This is a genomic window from Nocardioides anomalus (assembly GCF_011046535.1).
Lineage (GTDB): Bacteria > Actinomycetota > Actinomycetes > Propionibacteriales > Nocardioidaceae > Nocardioides > Nocardioides anomalus.
The window spans coordinates 4,057,508-4,076,744 of sequence record NZ_CP049257.1 but is presented as its reverse complement, the minus strand read 5'-3'; the positions used below and the strand labels follow the sequence as shown (position 1 = coordinate 4,076,744).

Genomic DNA, 19,237 nt, shown 5'->3' with positions numbered 1-19,237 from the left:
CGCGCGCGTCGCGGGGCCCTAGCCTGCGACCATGGCTTCCCCATCTGCAACACGAGTCACACGAAGGCGTCAGCGGTCCGTCCGCGTGACGACCGCCGTGGGCTTGGTCGTGCTGGCCGCACTGGTCGTCGCCGGTGCCGCCTTCAGCGGGTCGTGGCTCGTGGTCACGGTCGCTGCCGGGCTCGGTGTGCTCCTCGGCGCCGCGGCCACCCGCATCACCCACACCGAGCTGGTCGCGTCACGGGTCGAGGCGGCCCGCGACCGTGCCACCCAGGCGGCGGCGTACAACGTCCTGGCCGACGAGCGCTCGGCCGAGCACGCGACGCACCTGGCCGACGTGCAGGCCCGGATCGCCGAGAAGGAGCACGCGCTCGACGAGCTCGAGCTCGCCCTGTCGCTGTCGCAGCGCCGTGCCGCGACGTCCACCCGCAAGCGCAACGCCGAGGGCCGTCGGGCCGCGGGCCTGCAGGCCCGTGTCGGCGAGGCCGAGGAGCGCGCCGCCGCGGCCCAGCTGCGCGTCGTCGAGCTCGAGCAGGAGGTGCTGGCCCTGCGCGCGGAGCTGGACACCGTCACCGCCGCCTGGCACGCCGCGGAGCACCAGCGCCGCCACGCCTGAGGGCGACACGCACCACACGGACCGACCCGCCCGAGGCCTCCCGGGCGGGTCGGCTGCGTCCGGCGCGGCATGATGGCGGGTCGTGATCCCCGAGGAGAGCCGCTTCGAGCCGGACCCCGACGAGCTGGTCGACGCCCAGGGCCGGCTGCCGGACGGCTGGACGGTCGGGACGCCCGACCCCGACGACCTCGACGACGTGCGCCGGCTGACCGAGCTGCTGCGCGCCCACGAGCGCGAGGGCCGCGGGTGGGCCGGAGCCGGCAAGCAGGACGTCCTGGTCGAGGTCTCCGACCACGGGCTGCGCACCCGCGAGAACGTCGTGGTCCGCGACGACGCCGGGACCATCCGCGCCTGGGGCAGCGTGCACGACCGCGCCAGCGGCCGGATGCTGTTCGTGCACGTCGTGGACCGCACCCTCGACGAGACGCCCGCCCGCTGCTGCTCCGACGTGCTGGTCGCCTGGGCCGTCGGCCAGGCCCGCGAGGTCGGCTCCGCGCGCGGGCTGACCACCCAGCAGATCGACACCGGCGCCTACGCCGACGACGAGCGGCAGCAGCGGTGGCTGGCGGCGAGCGGCTTCCGCCGGGTCCGCACCTGGTGGCAGATGACGCGGCCGGTCACCCCCGACGAGCGCACCCTGGTCGACGACCCCGCCCGCTGGGAGCGCGACGGCGTCGTCGTGCGCCTGGTCGATGGTGAGGACGACCTGCGCGCGGTCCACGACGTCCTGGAGACGGCGTTCACCGACCACTTCAACTCCAAGCCGGAGACCTTCGACGAGTTCCTCTTCCGGCTCCGCGAGGACCCGGGCCACCGCTGGGACCACTGGTGGATCGCCACGGTCGACGGCGAGCCCGCCGGCGCGCTGGTCGGCACCGAGTCCGGCTCCTCGTCGTACGTCGCCTACGTCGGCGTCGTCGAGCGCGCCCGCGGGCGCGGCGTGGCCAAGGGGCTGCTGCGCACGGTCATCGCCGACGCGGCGGCCCGCGGCCGCGACGCCGTCGGCCTCGAGGTCGATGCGGACAGCCCGACCGGCGCGGACCGGCTCTACCGATCGATGGGCTGGGAGACGTCGTACGTCACCCAGTCGTGGCACCGCGACGTGCCCGTCCCGGGCCGAGCACCCACCGGGCCGTAGCCTGTCCGCGCGCGGCCCGGGGCGGCCGTACGGGGAACGGGGAGATCGATGAGCTCGGTGCAGGCGCCTGCGGTCACGGTGGAGGGTGGCGCCCTCCGCTCGGTCGAGATGGGCGCGACCTTCCTCACCGGCGTCGAGGTCGACGTCGCGACGTCCCTGCTGGACCCGACCGACGAGGGACCGGGCGGTCGGCTGGCCCGGTCGTCGACGGTCCCGATGCGCTCGAGCCACGCCGCCGCGCAGACCGGCGGCGGTTTGTTCTACGCGGTGAGCGGCTCCGAGCACGGGACCGAGGTGGTCCCGCGCACCCTGGCGACGGTCGACCCCGGCTGGCTCCTGGACCAGGCGGACCCGAGCGCGAGCCCGGAGGGCTGGACCCTGCGCTCGGTCGAGTGCGACGTCCACGACTACGGCGTCGGGATGCTCGTGCTCCGCTGGGAGCCGCACGTCGACGCGGCGGTGGCCGTCCCCGCCCTCGACGCGGTCCTCGCCGCCCTCACGACGGCGAGCACGGTCGCAGTCGCCGAGCTCGCCCCGCTCGTGGCCCACGCGTGCGCCGACGCGCTGCACGACGACCCGGCCCGGCTCGACCTCTCCCACGGTCTGGACCTCGAGTCGGTCGCGGTCCTGCCACCCGTGGGTGAGGTGCTCTGGCTGTGGCACGTGCTGACCCTGACCGGGGCGGACCACCCGGCGCTGGCCCGGTCGGTCGCCGCCGTCGTGTGCCCCAACGACGCCGAGGTGCTGGAGCTGCGGGACCACACCCTGGCCGCCGGGGTGCACGCCTCCGTCGTCTGCTCGACGCCGGAGCGGTGGGCGGACGGGGACTTCCTGGCGCGGGCGCCTCGCCGCCAGGACTCCTGGTGGACCCTGTTCTGGCGACTGGACCGCGTCCTGCTGGCCCTCCAGCTGAGGCTGGAGGCCAACCTCGAGACCCAGGCCCTGGCCGAGCTCCAGACCCGTGCGGAGGTCCTGCACGACGTGTCGACGCGGGTCAGCCTGCTGAGGTCGCGCCTCGACTCCCTCAACGTCGCCTCGGGCGCCCGCGACCTGCGGGCCTGGCACGCCCTCGCGGCGGCGTGGGACCTGCCCTACCGGATCGCGGCGGTCGACCAGAAGCTGACGGTGCTCACCCGCGCGTACGCCGAGGTGCTCTCGCAGATCTCCAACGGACGCGCGGCCCGGGTCAACTTCATGATCTACGTCTTCACGGCGTTCAGCCTGGTCGCCAGCGTGGTCGCGGTGGCGCAGTTCGCCCAGGGCTCGGCCGACACCGGTGCCGTGGTCAGGCTGGTCACCATCGTGGGCTCGGTCCTGGGCGCCCTGTTCGCGGTGCTGCTGTCGGTCCGCACGACGCGGGCGATCCGCCGACGCCGCGAACCGGCCTCCTAGCCTGGACCCCGTGAGCGAGGGGGCGGTGCGACGCAGCAGTCGCCCGGTCGCGCGCCAGACGCGCATCGGCCTGTCGCTGCTCGGGTCGTGGCGGCCGTCGTGGGCGTGGCTGCGCGGGGTGGTGCGCTCGTTCCTGACCTCGTTCGTCGCGCTCACCGTCAGCCTCCAGCTGCTGCCCGGCACCCAGGTCACCGAGGGCGCCTACTCGGTGGCCAACCTGGCCCTCTTCGTGCTGGGCATCGGCGCGCTGCTGCGCCCGCTCATCACCCGGCTCACCGTCATCACCGGCGTGGTCGGGCTGCTGTTCTTCGGCCTCCTGGCCCAGGCCGTGGTGCTGGGCCTGGCCCTGTCCGCGGTGCCGACGGTCGAGCCGTTCTCGCTCGGCGAGGTGGTGCTGGCCAGCTGGGCGGCGGCGGTGGCCGCGGCCGTCTTCAACTGGCTGGTCGACACCTCCAGCGACCAGGTCTTCCTCGGCCAGGTCCTGGGCCGCGCGGTGCGGGCCACCCCGCAGGCCGGGGCGGACGGCCCCGGGCTGCTCGTGGTCCAGCTCGACGGCGTCAGCGAGCCGCTGCTGCGCCAGGCCATCACGTCCGGGGCCGTGCCGACGGTCTCGCGCTGGGTCCGCCAGGGCTCGCACCGGCTGCGGCGCTGGCACACCGGCATCCCCGCGACCACGCCCGCGGGCCAGGCCGTGCTGCTGCACGGCAACGACACCGCGGTGCCCGGCTTCCGGTGGTACGACAAGGAGCGCGGGCGGCTGCTGGCGGCCAGCCGACCCGCGGACGCGGCCGAGATCGAGAAGGAGCTCTCGGACGGCCACGGCCTGCTGGCCCACGGCGGCGCGAGCGTCAGCAACCTGTTCTCCGGCGACGCCCCGGATCGGGTGCTCACGGTCAGTCACGCCAAGCTCCCCGGCACCGACCCCGGCTCGGCGTCGTTCGCGTCGCTGCGCTTCGGCTTCCTGCGCTCCGTGGCCCTCTTCGTCGGTCAGGTGGTCATCGAGTGGTACCAGGCCCGCCGCCAGCGCATCCGCGGCGTCGTCCCGCGGATCCGCCGCGGCGGGGCCTTCCTGTTCCTGCGCGGGCTGACCACCGTCGTGCTCCGCGACCTGAACGTCGCCGTGGTGGCCGAGCAGCTGACCCGCGGCGCGCCGGTGGTCTACGTCGACTTCGTGGACTACGACGAGGTGGCCCACCACGCCGGGCCGTCGCGACCGGAGTCGCTGCGCACGCTGGAGAACATGGACCGCGTCCTGGGCGTGCTCGACCAGCTGGCCCGCGAGGTCGGGCGCCGCTACGAGATCGTCGTCGTCTCCGACCACGGCCAGGCCCAGGGCTCGACCTTCCTCCAGCTCACCGGCCGCACCCTGCGCGACGTGGTCGCCGACCTGTCCGCGACGCCGACCACGGCCTCCGCCCCGGCCGAGCCCGAGCGCGAGCCGCACGACGAGGCCTGGGTGCCGGTGCAGCTGCTGCTGAGCGCGCTCACCGGACCCGCCCGGATGGTGGTGCGGGGCGTGCGCCGGCTGGCCGCGGGCCGCACCGAGGAGCCGGCGCCGCAGACGCCGCGCGAGGCCGGGCTGGTCGTGGCCGTCTCCGGCAGCCTGGCCCACGTCTACTGCCCCGACGAGCCCGGGCGGATGAGTCGGGAGCGCCTCGACGCCCTGCACCCGCGCCTGGTCCGCGGCCTGGCCGAGCAGGAGCACGTCGGGCTGGTGCTCACCCGTCGCGCCGACGGGTGCCTGGTCCTCGACGCCGCCGGCGGCTGGCGGGCCTACCGCGGGCCGGACCGCGTCGGCGGCGACGGCGACGACCCGCTCGCGGCGCACGGCCCGGAGGTGCTCGGCGACCTGCTCGCCCTGGACGGCAAGGACCACGTCGGGGACCTGGTGGCCTTCGGGCGCTACGACCCGAGCCTGGGCGAGGTGGTGGCCTTCGAGGAGCTGGTCGGCTCCCACGGCGGGATCGGTGGCTGGCAGGCCGACGCGTTCGTGCTCCACCCGGTCGGCTGGTCCGCGCTGCCCACCGGCGACCTCTCGGGCCGGCAGGTGCACGCGGCGCTGGTCGGCCGGCTCGAGGAGCTGGGGCTGCGGTGAGCCTCGACGTCACGTGGTGGGGGCACGCCTCGGCCACGGTGGGCCGGGTCGCCGTCGACCCGCTGCTCACCGACCGGCTCTTCCACCTGGTCCGCCACACCGCCTCCCCGCCGGCGGCCGCGGTCGACGCCGACCTGGTCCTCGTCTCGCACCTGCACCACGACCACTGCCACCTGCCCTCGCTGGCCCGCTTCGGGGACGCGGTGCCGATCGTGGTGCCGCGCGGCGGGGAGCGGTACGTCGCGGGGCTGGGTCGGGACCGGGTGGTGCCGGTCGGGCCCGGCGACGTGGTCGAGCGCGCCGGCGTGCGCGTGGAGGTCCTGGCCGCGTCCCACGACGGCCGGCGGCACCCGCTCGCCCGGGACGCACCGCCCGCGCTGGGCTTCCGCGTCTCTGCCGCGGGCGGCACGTGGTGGTACCCCGGCGACACCGAGCTGCGCGGCGACATGCACGACGTGGACCCGGTGGACCTGGCCCTGGTCCCGGTCGGTGGCTGGGGGCCGACCCTCGGCGACGGGCACATGGACCCGACCCAGGCCGCCGAGGCGGTCGCCCGGGTCGGGGCGAGCTGGGCGGTCCCGGTGCACTGGGGGACGTTCTGGCCGGTCGGGCTGCAGCGCGTGGCGCGGGCCAACCACCACCGGCTGTTCACCACGCCGGGGTCGCGGTTCGCCACGGCCCTCGAGGGCTCGGGCACCGAGGCGGTCGTCGCCGTACCGGGGGAGCGGGTGGAGCGGTGATCGACGACATCACGCCGGCCACGCTGCTGGTGCTCTGGGGGATCGTGGCCTTCGGCTCGATCATCCCCGTGGTCCCGACCGGCGCCGCGGTGTCCGGCGCCGCCGTCCTCGCCGGCCTGGAGGAGCCGCTGGAGATCGCCCTCGTGGTGCTCATCGGCGCGGCCGGGGCCTACGCCGGCGACCTGGTCACCTACGGCGCGCTCAGCGCCGCCGGGACGCCGCTCGCCCGCCGGCTGGGCTGGCTCCAGGAGGGCGACGAGGAGAACGGGCTGACCCGCCTGCGCGAGGGCATCGAGTCCCACGAGCTGCGCACCCTCGTCGTCTCGCGGCTGGTGCCGGCGGGGCGGATCCCGGTGCTGCTCGTGGCCTCGCTGACCGGCTACCCGTGGCTGAAGTTCGTGACGGCGGCCATCGCCTCGTGCCTGCTCTGGTCGCTGCTCTACAGCGCCGTCGGCGTCCTCGGCGACTCCGTCTTCGACGACGACACCACCGCGATCGTGGTGGTCATGGTCACCGCCGTCGTGCTCTCGGTCGGCCCCGGGCTGGTGCGCCGGCTGCGGGGCTAGGCGGTCAGCGCGGCCCGCAGGGCCTTGTGGATGCCGTTCGGGGTGAGGACGCCGACGAACTGCGCGCCGTCGCGGACCCCGACCATGCCCTTGTCGCTGCGCAGGATCACCGCGAGCGCCTCCTCCAGGGTGGCGTCGAGGCCGATGGTGTCGCCGAGGTCGCCGGTGGCGACACCGTCGACCGGCTCGAGGTGGCTGCGGTCGATCTGGGTGACGGTGAGCCGGCGCAGGCCCTTGGTCGCGCCCACGAAGTCCTCGACGAACGCGTCGGCGGGGTGCGCGAGCAGCTCGGCGGGCGTGCCGAACTGCGCCAGCCGGCCACCGACGGCGAAGACCGCGACCCGGTCGCCCATCCGCACGGCCTCGTCGATGTCGTGGGTGACCATCACGACGGTCTTGCCCAGCTCGCGCTGCAACCGCAGGAACTCGTCCTGCAGCCGCACCCGCACCACCGGGTCGACGGCGCCGAACGGCTCGTCCATCAGCAGCACCGGCGGGTTGGCGGCCAGGGCGCGGGCCACGCCGACGCGCTGCTGCTGGCCGCCGGAGAGCTGGTGCGGGTAGCGGTCGCCGTACGTCTCGTGGTCCAGGCCCACGGTGTCGAGCAGCTCGAGGGCGCGCTGGCGGGCGGTGGCCTTCGACTCGCCGTACAGCAGGGGCACGGTCATCACGTTGGTGACGATCTTCTGGTGCGGGAACAGCCCGATCTGCTGGATGACGTAGCCGATACCGCGCCGCAGCTTGACCGGGTCCTCGCCGGTCACGTCGCGCCCGTCGATCTCGATCGTGCCGGTCGTCGGCTCGATGAGCCGGTTGATCATCTTGAGCGTGGTGGACTTGCCGCAGCCGGAGGGACCGACCAGGACGACGAGCTCGCCGGCGCTGACGTCGAGGTCCAGCTCCTGCACCGCGACGGTGCCGTCGTCGTAGGTCTTGCCGACACCGGAGAGCCGGATCATGGTTTGTCCGGTAGTCCGATCGGTATTGTCCATGCGGTGACCCTACCTTCAGGGGCGGTGCTCGGAGCCTCTGCTGACGGCCCGACGTGCTACAGCCGACTGACGAACGAGTGGATCTGTGGACAGTACGTCACGGACCGCCGCGAGGAGCTGCAGCACGCGACGCTCGAGCACCTCGAGATCACCGCGCTGGCCGTCCTCCTCGGCATCCTCATCGCCTTCCCGCTCGCTCTCGCGGCCCGCCGGTTCCACCCTCTGGAGTCGACCATCCTGGGCATCGCGACGGGCATCTACACGATCCCGTCGCTGGCCCTGCTGCCGCTGATGGTGCCGTTCACCGGGCTGTCGAAGACCACGGTGGTGATCGCGCTGGCCCTCTACGCGCTGACCATCCTGGTCCGCTCCGTGCTCGAGGGGCTGCGCGCCGTGCCGGAGGAGGTCGTGGAGTCCGCGACCGGCTTGGGGTACGGCGCCGGGCGGCTGCTGTTCCGCGTCGAGCTGCCGCTGGCGCTGCCGGTGATCATGGCCGGCCTGCGGGTGGCCACGGTCTCCACCGTGGCGCTGACGACCATCGGCTCGCTGGTCGCCTACGGCGGGCTCGGCAACCTCATCAAGGACGGCGTGCAGACCAACTTCCGCGCCGAGCTCTTCACCGCCGCGGTGCTCTGCGTGGTGCTGGCCGTGGCGCTCGACGTGATCATCGTGCTGGCCCAACGGCTGCTCACGCCGTGGACGAGGGGAGTGCGGGCATGACCGTCCTCTCCGACGCCTGGACCTACCTCACGACCTCGGCCAACTGGACCGGCGACGCCGGCATGCTGCACCTGCTCCTGCAGCAGCTGCTGCTGACCGTGACCGCGCTGGCCATCGCCCTGGTCATCGGGCTGCCGATCGCGCTGTGGCTCGGCCACCTCGGCCGCGGCGGCTTCCTGGCCATCAACATCTCCAACATCGGACGCGCGGTCCCGACCTTCGCGCTGCTGGCGCTGTTCGTGACCGCGGACTTCCCCGGCACCGGCGTGCTCGGTCCCTTCGGCCGGGCCGGGCTGGCCACGCTCTTCGCGCTCGCCCTGTTCGCGCTGCCGCCGCTGATCACCAACTCCTACGTCGCGGTCCGCGAGGTCCCGGCCGAGGTCAAGCAGGCCGCCGACGGCATGGGCATGACCGGGCTCCAGAAGTTCCTCCGGGTGGAGCTGCCGCTCGCCCTGCCGCTGGTGATGTCCGGCGTACGCCTCGCGCTCGTGCAGGTCTGGGCCACCGCCACCATCGCCGCCCTCGTGGCCGGTCCCGGCCTCGGCCGGGTCATCACCGACGGCTTCTTCCGCACCAACTACGGCAAGGGCATCGCCGGCGCCATCGTGGTCGGCCTGGTGGCCCTGGTCCTCGAGCTGATCGCCGCCACCCTGCAGCGCCTGGCCGACCCCATGCGGGGGGCCAGGGCCGGCCGGACCCCCGGCGGGCCGGGAATGTCGGTGACGTCGCCTACGGTTGAGCCCAGCGCCGACACCGTCGGCGCTCAGTGAGGTTCGCGCACCACCCGGCTGCCTCATCCGGACACGCCTGGGACAGACCCAGGGGACACAGAAGGAACACCATGTCGATCAGACGACAGCTCGCGGCGGTGCTCTCCGTCGGCACCCTCTTCCTCGCCGTCGGCTGCGCCGGCGACGACCTCGACTCGGGCTCGGACAGCTCCGGCAGCGACTCGTCCGCCACCGCGTCCACGTCCACCTCGGCCTCCACCTCGGAGTCCGCCTCGACCTCCGCCGGCGGCCCCATCACGCTCGCCGGCCAGAACTTCCCCGAGGCCACCCTGGTCGCCTCGATGTACGAGCAGCTGCTCACCAAGGCCGGCTACGACGTCACCACCAAGCTGGTCGACAGCCGGGACGGCTACATGGCCGACTTCCCCGGCGGCGTGGACATCGTCCCGGAGTACGTCGGCGGCATCGTCAACTTCCTCAACTCCCAGGCCAACGGCGACAACGCCACGCCCTTCGAGGCCGGCGACGGGACCCAGCTGGCCGAGGACGGCAAGCAGCTCCTCGACGCCGCGGGCATCACCCTGCTCCCCGTGTCCGAGGCCACCGACACCAACGCGTTCATGGTGACCCAGGACTACTCCGACGAGAACGGCGTCACCAAGCTCTCCGACCTCGAGGGCAAGAGCGTCAAGCTCGCCGCCGCCCCCGACTGCGAGGGGCGCCTGGACTGCGAGGGCGGCCTGTCCGACCAGTACGGCATCGACATCACCGAGGTGCTGCCGCTCGGCTACGCCAGCGACCAGACCTACCAGTCGGTGATCTCCGGCGAGTCCGAGCTGGGCGAGACCTCCACCACCGACGGCACCCTGGAGTCCCAGGGCCTGGTGATCCTCGACGACGACAAGCAGATCCAGCCGGCCCAGAACCTCGTGCCGGCCGTCTCCACCGAGTTCCTCACCGCCCACCCGGACGTCGCCGACATCCTCAACCCGCTGATGGCGGCGCTGACCACGGAGAACCTCACCGAGCTCAACGGCAAGATCGCCGTCGACCGCGAGAAGCCCGAGGACGTCGCGAAGCAGTTCCTCACCGACAACGGGCTGCTCTGAGCACCACCTGATCCACCCGCAGGCGAGGGGCGCCACCGGACGGTGGCGCCCCTCCGCGCGTGCGCGCGGCCAGGTGCCGCACCGAGCAGTCCGTGGTCGGTGCGGACCTGCTTGGCCACGTCCTCGGGCTCCTCGCTCTCGTCCGGTGCCTCGGCCCGACCGACCCGAACGGCCGCTGCTCGACCCCCGGGCGGAGCGGTCGCGACTGCGCCGCCGCCACGTCGCGAGGCGCACCGGACTGCCGGCTGTCGGTCGCGCTCGTGGCCAACGGTGGGGCGATGCTCGCGCTGCTGACCACGCTGGGCGCCGAGCTGCTGGCGGCGTACGCCGACGTCGCCCCGCCGGAGCCGCCGCTGCCCGAGCCGGTGTCGGTGGAGGGCGCCGAGCAGCTCGAGAGCGCCGGCGTCGATGTCGCCCCGACGACCGTCGAGCTGCGCCGCCTCGAGGGCGAGCGGCTCCAGGCGGTGAGCGCGGACGGCGGGCGGGCCGGCACGGTGGCGTTCGTCGGCGATGACACGGACGGCGCGGCGTACCTGCACGCCGGCCGCGCGATGCCCCGCCTCTAGCGCTCTGCGGCCCGGACCTCCAGCGCCTCGGGCGCGACGGTGGCCACGTCGAGCACGTCGGGCGGGGGGCGCCAGCTGGGTGCCGTCTTCCGTGCGCGGCAGCGGCCGCGGCAGCGCGGCCACGGCCTCGGCCTCCGCGCGGCGGTCCTGCTCCACCAGCCAGCCGATCAGCCGGTCGGCGGGCAGCAGTCCGGAGCGGGTCAGCGAGCGGGTGCCCCAGAGCTCGACGATCCCGGAGCGCAGCAGCGCCCACCACTCGTCGGAGCAGCCGGGAAGCTCGGCGAAGTAGCGGTGCAGGTCGCCGGCCAGCACCCGGTCCACGAAGACCTCGGTCGTGCCCGGCACGCCGTGGCCGACGACGGAGACCAGCGAGGCCCGCTTGGTCGCGAACCGGTCGCGCAGGTCCTCCAGCGACGAGCGCTGCTGGGTGATCGAGGAGCCGTCCGAGCGGATCCGCCAGTGGTAGACCACCTCGGGCAGGACCGCGAACCGGCGCGCGCGGAGGTACGCCTCGGTGGTGGTCGGCTGGTCCTCGTAGCGGGTCTTCTCGGGCCACGACAGCCCGGCCGAGCGCCAGAAGTCCATCCGGAACAGCTTGTTCCAGGCGAACACGTCCCCGAGCAGCTCGGGGTGCTCGTCGATCCCCACCGTCCGCCGCTCCCGGTGCAGCCGCGCCATCCACGGCAGCTCGGCGAGCCCGCCGTCCTCCAGGCGCGCCACCGAGCCCACCGCGAACGCCGTCCCCCGGCCCAGCGCCGAGCGCAGGGCCGCGTAGGCGCCGGGCGGCACCACGTCGTCGGAGTCGGCGAAGGCCAGCAGGTCGCCGGTCACGTGCCGCAGCCCCTCGTTGCGGGCCGCGCCCAGGCCGCGGTTCTCGGTGTGGACGACGCGCACCCGCGCCTCGCGCGCGGCGTACGCCTCGGCCACGTCGCCCGTCTGGTCCCTCGAGCCGTCGTCGACGACGACCACCTCGAGGGGACCCTCCTGGGCCAGGACCGAGTCCAGGCACTCCGGGAGGTACGCCGCCACGTCGTACGCCGGCACCACCACGCTCAGCAGCGGGCGTCGGCGAAACGGCATGGCCGATAGGCTCTCACCCCGTGACGGAGCTGAGCCTGACCGACCCGACGACGTACCCCCGCAAGGTGCTGTTCGTCGCCGGCGCGGGCCGCAGCGGCACCAGCACGCTGGCCGGTCTGATGCGGATCATGGGCCTGCACGTGCCCCAGCCCGAGGTCGTCGCGGACGAGACCAACCCCAAGGGGTTCGGGGAGCCGCGGTGGGTGGTGGACCACCACGACCGGCTGCTCAAGGAGGCGCTGGTCCAGGTCAGCGACAGCCGGCCGGAGGCGTGGTTCGAGACCGGCCGGGTCAGCACCCGCGAGCCCGAGCGGATCGCCACCGCCGAGTGGCTGGACAGCCACTTCCGGGTGAGCCCCGAGCTGGTGGTCAAGGACCCGCGGCTGGGCTGGTTCATCGGGCTCTGGCGGGTCGCCGCGGTCCGCACGGGCGCGACCCCGGTCTTCGCCACCATGCTGCGACCGCCGGCCGAGGTGGTCGGCTCCAAGCAGACCTACTACGCCAACCGGCTGGGCTCGGCCCACCTGGCCGCGAGCTGGCTCAACATGATGCTGCACACCGAGCGCGGCACCCGGGAGTCGGTGGCGGACGGCGGCCGGGTCTTCGTGCGCTACGAGGACCTGCTGACCGACTGGGTCAAGACCTCGATGCACGTCGCCGAGACCCTCCAGCTCCAGCACGTCCTGCACGCCGACAGCGAGCAGATCCGCGAGGGACACCGCTTCGTCGACCCCACCCTGCGCCGGATGAGCCAGACCCTCGCCGACCTGGGACTCCCGAAGCAGCTGCACGAGCTCACCGCCGGCACGTGGGAGGAGCTCAACAAGCTGGCCGACCCCGGCGGCGACGTACCGGCCGTCCACGAGGCCCTCGACCAGCTGCGTGCGGCGTACGTCGACCTCTACGAGGAGTCCGCCGCCATCAGCCGCTCCAGCGTCGTGGCCGCCGAGCAGCGACTCAAGCGCCAGCGGCCCCCGCCCCCACCCCGGCGTCCGGCGGCGTCGCCGACCGGATCCCGCACGGCGTACGCGCGGCCATCCCGCCCTCGGTCCGCAAGGGGCTCCGCAAGGCCGTCGGCCGGGAGCGGCCCACCGATGGCTGACCTGGCCAACCTCGAGGGGCACACCGAGTACGACGTCACCTGGCCCTGGAACCAGCCCGGCGGCCTGCGCCCCGGCGCCACCGCCGTCCTGCGCGTCAAGGACGAGGCCATCAACCTGCCCTGGGTGCTCCCACCCCTGCTGCGCGCCACCGACCACGTCCTCGTCGTCGACAACGGTTCCACCGACGGCACCCCCGACGTGGCCCGCGAGAGCGCCGAGAAGGCCGGCCTGGCCCACAAGCTGGAACAGCTGACCTACCCGTTCCCCGTCTCGCGCGCCGGCGCCGAGCACCTGGCCACCCCCGAGCGCAGCGTGCACTCGCTGGCCTACTTCTACAACTGGTGCTTCGCCCAGGTCCGCACCCGCTACTCCTGGAAGTGGGACGGCGACATGGTGCTCACCACCGAGGGCGAGGTCTCGATCGGCGACCTCGGCTGGCAGGTCGGCGACGTCCAGTCGATCATCCGCGTGCCCCGCCACGGCCTCTACCTCGAGAGCGACACCTTGGGCTACCTCGACCTCGGCCTGAAGAACGCCGAGGAGTGGGGCTTCCCCATCGGCCCCGACTTCGTCTTCACCAAGGCCTACGAGTGGGAGATCCGCACCACCCCCGAGCACGTCCGCTCCATCGGCCTGCCCCACGGCCTCTGCGTCGAGCTCAAGCACCTCGACGGCGACGAGTTCGCCCACTGGACCGACCCCGCGAGCTTCGCCACGTCGTACCGCAACAAGCGCAAGCGCCGCGAGTGGACCGTCCACAACGCCCTGCTCAACGGCGAGGTCCTCCCCGGCGTCCACGAGATCACCGCTCCCGAGGGCACCCACATCGTCGACTTCGTGACCCAGACCTGGCTCCCGCAGGCCCCCCGCCCGCTCGAGGTGGGTCTCCCCGAGCTCGCGCCGCTGTCCCCGGCCCAGCGCCGGCTGGTCGAGCAGGAGAGCGCCTCGTGAAGCCCACGGCCAACGAACGCGCATTCGCCGGGCACGACGGCTCCGCTGCCCGGTGGTTCGCGACCCAGCCGGGGTGGTGGCACGACCACTTCGAGTCGGCCGCCGACCAAGCGCTGAGCGAGCTGCACGGCAGCGGTGTGGCGACGGCCGGGCGCGAGCTGCTCGACGTGGGTTGCGGCGACGGCATCATCACGCTGGGGCTGGTGCGCCGCGGTGACTTCGCGCGTGTGGTGGGCATGGACATCGTCCCCACCGACCAGGCCTTCCTCGAGGCCCAGGCCCGACACCACGGCGTTCGCCCTGTCGAGACGACGGACTCGCTCTCGTTCGTCCAGTCGGCCCCCGACACCGCACCCTTCCCCGACGGCTCGTTCGACTTGGCCACGGCCTGGTCGGTCTTCGAGCACGTGACCGAACCGCGACCCCTCCTGCGGGACGTGCACCGCGTGCTCCGGCCCGGAGGCGTGCTGTTCATCCAGGTCTGGCCGCTGTGGTACTCCGAGCACGGGTCGCACTTGTGGCCCTTCTTCGACGAGACGTTCGTCCACCTCACCCGCTCGCCAGCGGAGATCCTCGACCACCTGCGCGAGAGGATCGGGGACCGACAGCTCGCGCAGTCCATGTACGACCTCTACGAGTCGTGCAACAGACACACCGTCGACGACATCCAGAGCGCCCTGCTGGACTCCGGTTTCGGCATCGGCAAGGTGTCGCTGAGCGGCGCCTCAGTCCACGTCCCGCCGGGGCTCGAGCGCATCCCCCTGAGCCGACTGGCCATCGACGGGTGCACGATCCTGGCCGTCCGTCGCTGAGTCTCCCCAGGTGTGGCGAACGGCGTTCGCCCAGTGGGGGTAGGTAGAGTGCGACGGTCGTCGAGACGGTTGCGCAGCGAGTGCCGTCAGATGTGTTGAGGTGGATGAGTTGACCGCGTCGTCCGGGCAGTCGCGAGCCGTGCTGGTCACGGGTGGGGCCGGCTTCATCGGCTGCGCCCTGGCCCCCCAGCTCCTCGAGCTCGGGCTGCCCGTCGTAGCGGTGGACAACCTGCTCGAGCAGGTGCACCCCGGCCGGGCCCGGCCCGCTGCACTGCCGGAGCAGGTCGGGCTCGTCGAGGGCGACGTGGCGGATCCGCACGTGTGGGACGAGCTGCTGAGCCGCGTCCGCCCCGAGCTGGTGGTCCACCTCGCGGCCGAGACGGGCACGGCCCAGTCGCTGACGGAGTCGACCCGGCACGCCACCACCAACGTCGTCGGCACCACCACCATGCTCGACGCACTGGTGCGCCACGACGCCTTCCCGAACCACGTCGTGCTGACCTCGACCCGCGCGGTGTACGGCGAGGGACCGTGGCGGGCCGCGGACGGCAGTGTGTTCTCTCCGCCTCCGCGCTCGCACGCCCAGCTCGAGGCCGCCGAGTGGGACCACCTCGACCCCTCGGGCCAGCCGGCCACCCCGCTGGCCACCGAGGCCGCCACCGCGCCGTACAACCCGAGCAGCGTCTACGGCTCGACCAAGCTGGCCCAGGAGCTCGTGCTCCGCAACTGGTCAGCCAGCTTCGGGATCCCGCTCTCGGTGTTCCGGCCCCAGAACGTCTACGGCCCGGGCCAATCGCCGCACAACCCCTACACCGGGATCATCACGCTCTTCCACCGTCTCGCCTCGCGCGGCGAGACCCTCGACGTCTACGAGGACGGCGAGATCAACCGCGACTTCGTCTACATCGACGACGTCGTCTCGGCCCTGGCCGCCGCCGTCGCGGCCCCACCGGACGCCCAGCGGGTCCTCGACATCGGCAGCGGCGTGCGCACGACCATCCACGATGCCGCCCGCATGATCGCTGAGCACCACGGCGCGCCCGAACCGAAGGTCTCGGGACGGTTCCGCGACGGCGACGTGCGCTCGGCGTGGGCCGACGTCACGGCCACCCGCGAGGCTCTCGGCTGGGAGCCGACCTGGAGCTTCCGGGACGGCAGCGCCGCGGTCTCCGACTGGCTCGAGCGGGGTGGGTTCCTTGGCTGACGGGTTCACCGCCTTCGCGTGGGTCGAGGGGATGCTCGATCCGTGGCTCCCGGCGATCGACCGACTGCTGGAGGTGCCCGGCTGCGAACGGGTGCTCGTGGCCGCTGGTCCCTTGCGGAGCCTGGACCACCTGCCCCACGACGACCGGGTCCAGGTCGTTGCGGCGGAATCGTTCGCCGCCACCGTCGCGGCCCTGCCCGACATCGTCGACGGGCCGGTCCTGCTGCTGACCGCGCCCGTGCTCCTGCCCACCGACGGCATAGACCCGGCCCTGCACGCCTTGGAAGGCGATCTTCGCGTCGTCTCGGTGTCGTTATTGAGCAACGCCGCCGGCCACCTGAGCTTCCCGCAGAAGAACAGGCCTACTCAATACTCCTACCAGGGCCACGACGAGACCACGATGACCCAGCGGTTGCGCGAGAGCGACCCGGTCCTCGACCCGGCGCCGATCGCAGCGCCAGCGGGCGCGGCCACGCTCGTCAGTCGCAACTGCCTGGTGATGACCAAGGGCCCCGACGACGTCTTCGCTGGCAACCCGGAGGCCGCCGTGGCCGAGATGGTGATGCGGGCGGGCCGCCGTGGCCTGAGGGCTGTGCTCGACCCCTCGACCTACGTCGCCCGCCTCTGGGAAGGGGCGCACTGGCGCACGACCCCTCTCGACGACGAGCAGGTCCGAGCCCTGCTGCGGGAGAGGCACCCCGCGGCTTTGCGTCTGCACGACGCGCAGCGTCGTCGCGTGGACATGCCGCTCGGCCTGGTCATGGGCACGGCGCGAGCGAAGGTCCGCGGCCTCCGGATCCTCGTCGACGGGAGCTGCCTCGGCCCGATCGAGAACGGCACCCAGGTCCAGACGCTCGCCCTGGTCGAGGCGCTGGCCCGGCGCGACGACGTCAAGTGGGTCGGGGTGGGTCTCGGCGGAGCGGTGCCCCGCTACGCCGAGCGTGTGCTCGCCCATCCCGATGTGCGCGTGCTCAAGACCACTGGACTCCGCTTCACCGACAGCCAGCGGGCTGATGTCCTCCACCGTCCGTTCCAGCCGACCGGCAGCCTGCCGTGGACGAACTGGCGCAAGTCGGCCGACCGCGTCCTCATCACACTGCAGGACCTCATCGCCTACGGGGTCGGCGCTTACCACGACGAGCCGGGCGGCTGGCTGCGCTACCGACGGGGCATCAAGCAGGCGGTGCGCAGGGCCGACGGGGTCGTCGTCATCTCCCACGACGTCGACGCCGACCTCCGGCGCGAGCGGCTGCCGCTGGTGACGGAGCGGACCTTCGTCGTCGAGAACGGCACCGACCACCTGCGGGGCGACGAGGCGGAAGAGTTCCCCGCCGAGTTGCTGGCGCGCGGGTGGGGGGCGCGTGAATTCCTGGTCGTGCTGGGAGCCAACTACGCCCACAAGAACCGCGACGTGGCGATCCGCGTCCTGCGCCGACTGCGCGAGCGCAACCCCTCGCTCGGACTGGTGCTCGCCGGAGTCGCCGTTGCCGAGGGCTCGAGCAGGGTGTTGGAGTCGCTGGAGCTGCGCGAGACCGACGGCGTGGTGACCCTGCCGGACGTCACCTCCGAGGAGCGGAACTGGCTGCTGCGGCACGCCGCGATCTGCCTCTACCCCACGTCCAACGAGGGTTTCGGCCTCGTGCCTTTCGAGGCCGCGCGCTTCGGGACGCCGACGGTGTTCACGCGCATGGGTCCCCTTGCCGAGGTGCTGGACGGCGTACCCGTGGCCGCGAGCAGCTGGGACCCGGAGGACCTCGCGGCGGCCTGCCAGCGGCTCCTGGACGACCCGCAGCTGTCGATCGAGCAGGTGACCGCGACGCTCAAGTGTGGTGACCGCTACACCTGGGACGAGACGGCGGCCCGGCTCGTCCGTGCCTACCGGCTGCTGTTGGCCGAGCCGGTCCGATGACCACCGAACCACGCGAGGAAGACATGGCTGACCAGAACCCCGCTCCCAAGGACGACCACGAGACGGTGAAGAACACCGCCGACCTCGACCAGATCTCGCTCACCCAGGCGCTGCTCGACGTCGACGTGGCCAACGCCCGGGTCATCGACCTCACCAAGCGGCTGACGACGCTGACCAAGGAGCTGCGCCGCACCACGAGCGAGCTCCAGCAGGCCAAGCTGCGCAACCGGAAGCTGGTGGCGGAGCTCGACCAGATCAAGGGCTCGCGGGCGTTCCGTTCGGCCAGCACCGCGCAGCGTGTGCTCGGCGCCGCACGCTCGCGGCTGGGGAGGTGACCGGGCCGATGGCCGAACCCCGCGTCCTGCTGGTCATCACGGCGTACAACGGTGAGGCCTTCATCGCCCGGACCCTCGACTCGGCCCTGCAGATCGATCCTGGCGACGCCGAGCTCGACGTCGTCGTGCTTGACGACTGCAGCCCGGCACCGGGGTTCAGTGGTCGTCTGGCCGCGATGTGCGAGGCCCGGGGCATCGGCTACTACCGCAGCCCGCGCAATCTCGGCATCCCGCGCAACGTCTCGCTCGGGATGCTGACCGCGGTCGAGGAGGGCTACGACCACGTCATCATCAGCAACAGCGATGTCGTGTACCCGCGCAACTTGTTGTCCCAGCTGCTCCGGGCGGTCGCGATGGACGGCGTGGGCTCGGTGACGGCCTGGTCGAACAACGTGTCGATGTACTCGCTGCAGAACGCCGACCCCGACCGGCACCTCGCCGACCAGGACAGGGTCGACTGGCTGAGCGAGACGCTCGCCGCGCACTACGACGACGCCGTGATGGACATCCCGGCCGGGATCTCCTTCTGCATGATCGTCCCGACCCCCGTGGTCCGCGACGTCGGGGTGATGGACCCCGTCTTCGGGCGTGGCTACTGCGAGGAGACCGACTGGTCGCTGCGCAGCCTCGCCGCCGGCTACCGCATCGGTCTGGCCCCGGGCACCTTCGTCTACCACGCCGGTCGAGGGTCCAGCCTGGAAGCGGGCCTGGTGACACGAGACCACACCTCGGTGCCTGAGAACGAGGACATCATCGACCTGCGCTACCCACTCTTCCGGGGACAGGTCGGCGGCTTCGCGGCCTCCGGCATCCTGGCCGAAGCCCAGCTCTACGGCGTCGACGCGGTGATGCGTCGGGCCGGAGCGGAATCCGGATACACCATCGACGCCGGCTGGCTGCCGCCCAGCGAGGCCGGACCCGACCTGGTCCGTTGCACGATCGCACCCGATGGCATGGACGGGACCGTCTCGATGGAGCACCTCGGGTTCCAGCACGTCCTCGAGGACGTCGACGCCTTCAGCGTGGGCGCGGCCCTGCAGGAGTTCTTCGGCGGGCGAGCCCCGTCGGCGGTGAACCTCCGCGACCGGGGCGCCCTGTCGACGTCCCTGCAGTCGGAGTTCGCGACGCTTTCCCAGCGGCACGGGAACTACCCTTCCCGCGTCTGAGCCGCCTCAGCA

The 19,237-nt window shown here is 73.0% G+C and carries 16 protein-coding genes and 1 pseudogene; 15 read left to right on the top strand and 2 right to left on the bottom strand.

Going from position 1 to position 19,237, the window contains the following annotated elements; translation table 11 throughout:
- Window positions 1-85: 85 nt before the first annotated feature.
- From G5V58_RS20325 to G5V58_RS20300, 6 genes are all read left to right on the top strand, one after another.
- On the top strand, window positions 86-616 hold the full coding sequence (locus G5V58_RS20325) for a hypothetical protein (RefSeq protein WP_230486793.1): 531 nt from the start codon (window positions 86-88) through the stop codon (window positions 614-616).
- 82 nt (window positions 617-698) lie between these two features.
- A complete protein-coding gene (locus G5V58_RS20320) occupies window positions 699-1,754 on the top strand; it encodes a GNAT family N-acetyltransferase (protein ID WP_230486792.1) in 1,056 nt (351 codons plus the stop codon).
- Window positions 1,755-1,802: 48 nt separating this feature from the next.
- Complete coding sequence (locus G5V58_RS20315) at window positions 1,803-3,146, top strand: hypothetical protein (RefSeq protein ID WP_165236721.1); 1,344 nt, start codon at window positions 1,803-1,805, stop codon at window positions 3,144-3,146.
- Between the two features lie 10 nt (window positions 3,147-3,156).
- On the top strand, window positions 3,157-5,241 hold the full coding sequence (locus G5V58_RS26455) for a phage holin family protein (protein WP_165236719.1): 2,085 nt from the start codon (window positions 3,157-3,159) through the stop codon (window positions 5,239-5,241).
- The gene (locus tag G5V58_RS20305) at window positions 5,238-5,981 is read left to right on the top strand and encodes an MBL fold metallo-hydrolase (RefSeq protein WP_165236717.1); all 744 of its coding nucleotides are present in this window, start codon (window positions 5,238-5,240) and stop codon (window positions 5,979-5,981) included. Before G5V58_RS26455 ends, G5V58_RS20305 begins: the two co-directional genes overlap by 4 nt.
- Window positions 5,978-6,547, top strand: coding sequence for a DedA family protein (locus tag G5V58_RS20300; RefSeq protein WP_165236715.1), 570 nt, complete (start codon window positions 5,978-5,980; stop codon window positions 6,545-6,547). Before G5V58_RS20305 ends, G5V58_RS20300 begins: the two co-directional genes overlap by 4 nt.
- On the opposite strand, the gene G5V58_RS20295 is transcribed toward G5V58_RS20300, so the two are convergent.
- Entirely contained in the window at window positions 6,544-7,506 is a 963-nt protein-coding gene (locus G5V58_RS20295; protein ID WP_165236713.1) for an ABC transporter ATP-binding protein, read from the bottom strand. The genes G5V58_RS20300 and G5V58_RS20295 overlap by 4 nt on opposite strands.
- Before the next feature lie 57 nt (window positions 7,507-7,563).
- Between G5V58_RS20295 and G5V58_RS20290 the strand changes: the two genes are divergently transcribed.
- From G5V58_RS20290 to G5V58_RS20280, 3 genes are all read left to right on the top strand, one after another.
- Window positions 7,564-8,259 carry an ABC transporter permease gene (locus G5V58_RS20290; RefSeq protein ID WP_165236711.1) on the top strand — a complete coding sequence of 232 codons (696 nt, stop codon included), beginning with the start codon at window positions 7,564-7,566 and terminating at the stop codon, window positions 8,257-8,259.
- Window positions 8,256-9,029 carry an ABC transporter permease gene (locus G5V58_RS20285; protein ID WP_165236709.1) on the top strand — a complete coding sequence of 258 codons (774 nt, stop codon included), beginning with the start codon at window positions 8,256-8,258 and terminating at the stop codon, window positions 9,027-9,029. The genes G5V58_RS20290 and G5V58_RS20285 overlap by 4 nt, the downstream gene beginning before the upstream one ends.
- A 71-nt stretch (window positions 9,030-9,100) precedes the next feature.
- A complete protein-coding gene (locus G5V58_RS20280; protein WP_165236707.1) occupies window positions 9,101-10,099 on the top strand; it encodes an ABC transporter substrate-binding protein in 999 nt (332 codons plus the stop codon).
- A 1,316-nt stretch (window positions 10,100-11,415) separates the two neighbouring features.
- Here G5V58_RS20280 and G5V58_RS26775 read toward each other — a convergent pair.
- A pseudogene (locus G5V58_RS26775) lies at window positions 11,416-11,745 on the bottom strand (glycosyltransferase family 2 protein); the annotation flags it as partial.
- A gap of 20 nt (window positions 11,746-11,765) precedes the next feature.
- Between G5V58_RS26775 and G5V58_RS26145 the strand changes: the two are divergent.
- The 6 genes from G5V58_RS26145 to G5V58_RS20240 all read left to right on the top strand — a co-directional run bounded on the left by G5V58_RS26145 (window position 11,766) and on the right by G5V58_RS20240 (window position 19,225).
- Window positions 11,766-13,799: a sulfotransferase family protein gene (locus tag G5V58_RS26145; protein WP_230486791.1), complete on the top strand. Its 2,034-nt coding sequence runs from the start codon at window positions 11,766-11,768 to the stop codon at window positions 13,797-13,799.
- On the top strand, window positions 13,796-14,611 hold the full coding sequence (locus G5V58_RS20260) for a class I SAM-dependent methyltransferase (RefSeq protein WP_165236705.1): 816 nt from the start codon (window positions 13,796-13,798) through the stop codon (window positions 14,609-14,611). Before G5V58_RS26145 ends, G5V58_RS20260 begins: the two co-directional genes overlap by 4 nt.
- A 100-nt stretch (window positions 14,612-14,711) precedes the next feature.
- Complete coding sequence (locus tag G5V58_RS20255; RefSeq protein ID WP_230486790.1) at window positions 14,712-15,815, top strand: NAD-dependent epimerase/dehydratase family protein; 1,104 nt, start codon at window positions 14,712-14,714, stop codon at window positions 15,813-15,815.
- A complete protein-coding gene (locus tag G5V58_RS20250) occupies window positions 15,808-17,724 on the top strand; it encodes a glycosyltransferase (RefSeq protein ID WP_165236703.1) in 1,917 nt (638 codons plus the stop codon). The genes G5V58_RS20255 and G5V58_RS20250 overlap by 8 nt, the downstream gene beginning before the upstream one ends.
- Before the next feature lie 23 nt (window positions 17,725-17,747).
- Window positions 17,748-18,059, top strand: a complete 312-nt coding sequence (locus tag G5V58_RS20245; protein ID WP_165236701.1) for a hypothetical protein — start codon at window positions 17,748-17,750, stop codon at window positions 18,057-18,059.
- Between the two features lie 8 nt (window positions 18,060-18,067).
- Window positions 18,068-19,225, top strand: a complete 1,158-nt coding sequence (locus tag G5V58_RS20240) for a glycosyltransferase family 2 protein (RefSeq protein ID WP_165236699.1) — start codon at window positions 18,068-18,070, stop codon at window positions 19,223-19,225.
- Window positions 19,226-19,237: the final 12 nt, after the last annotated feature.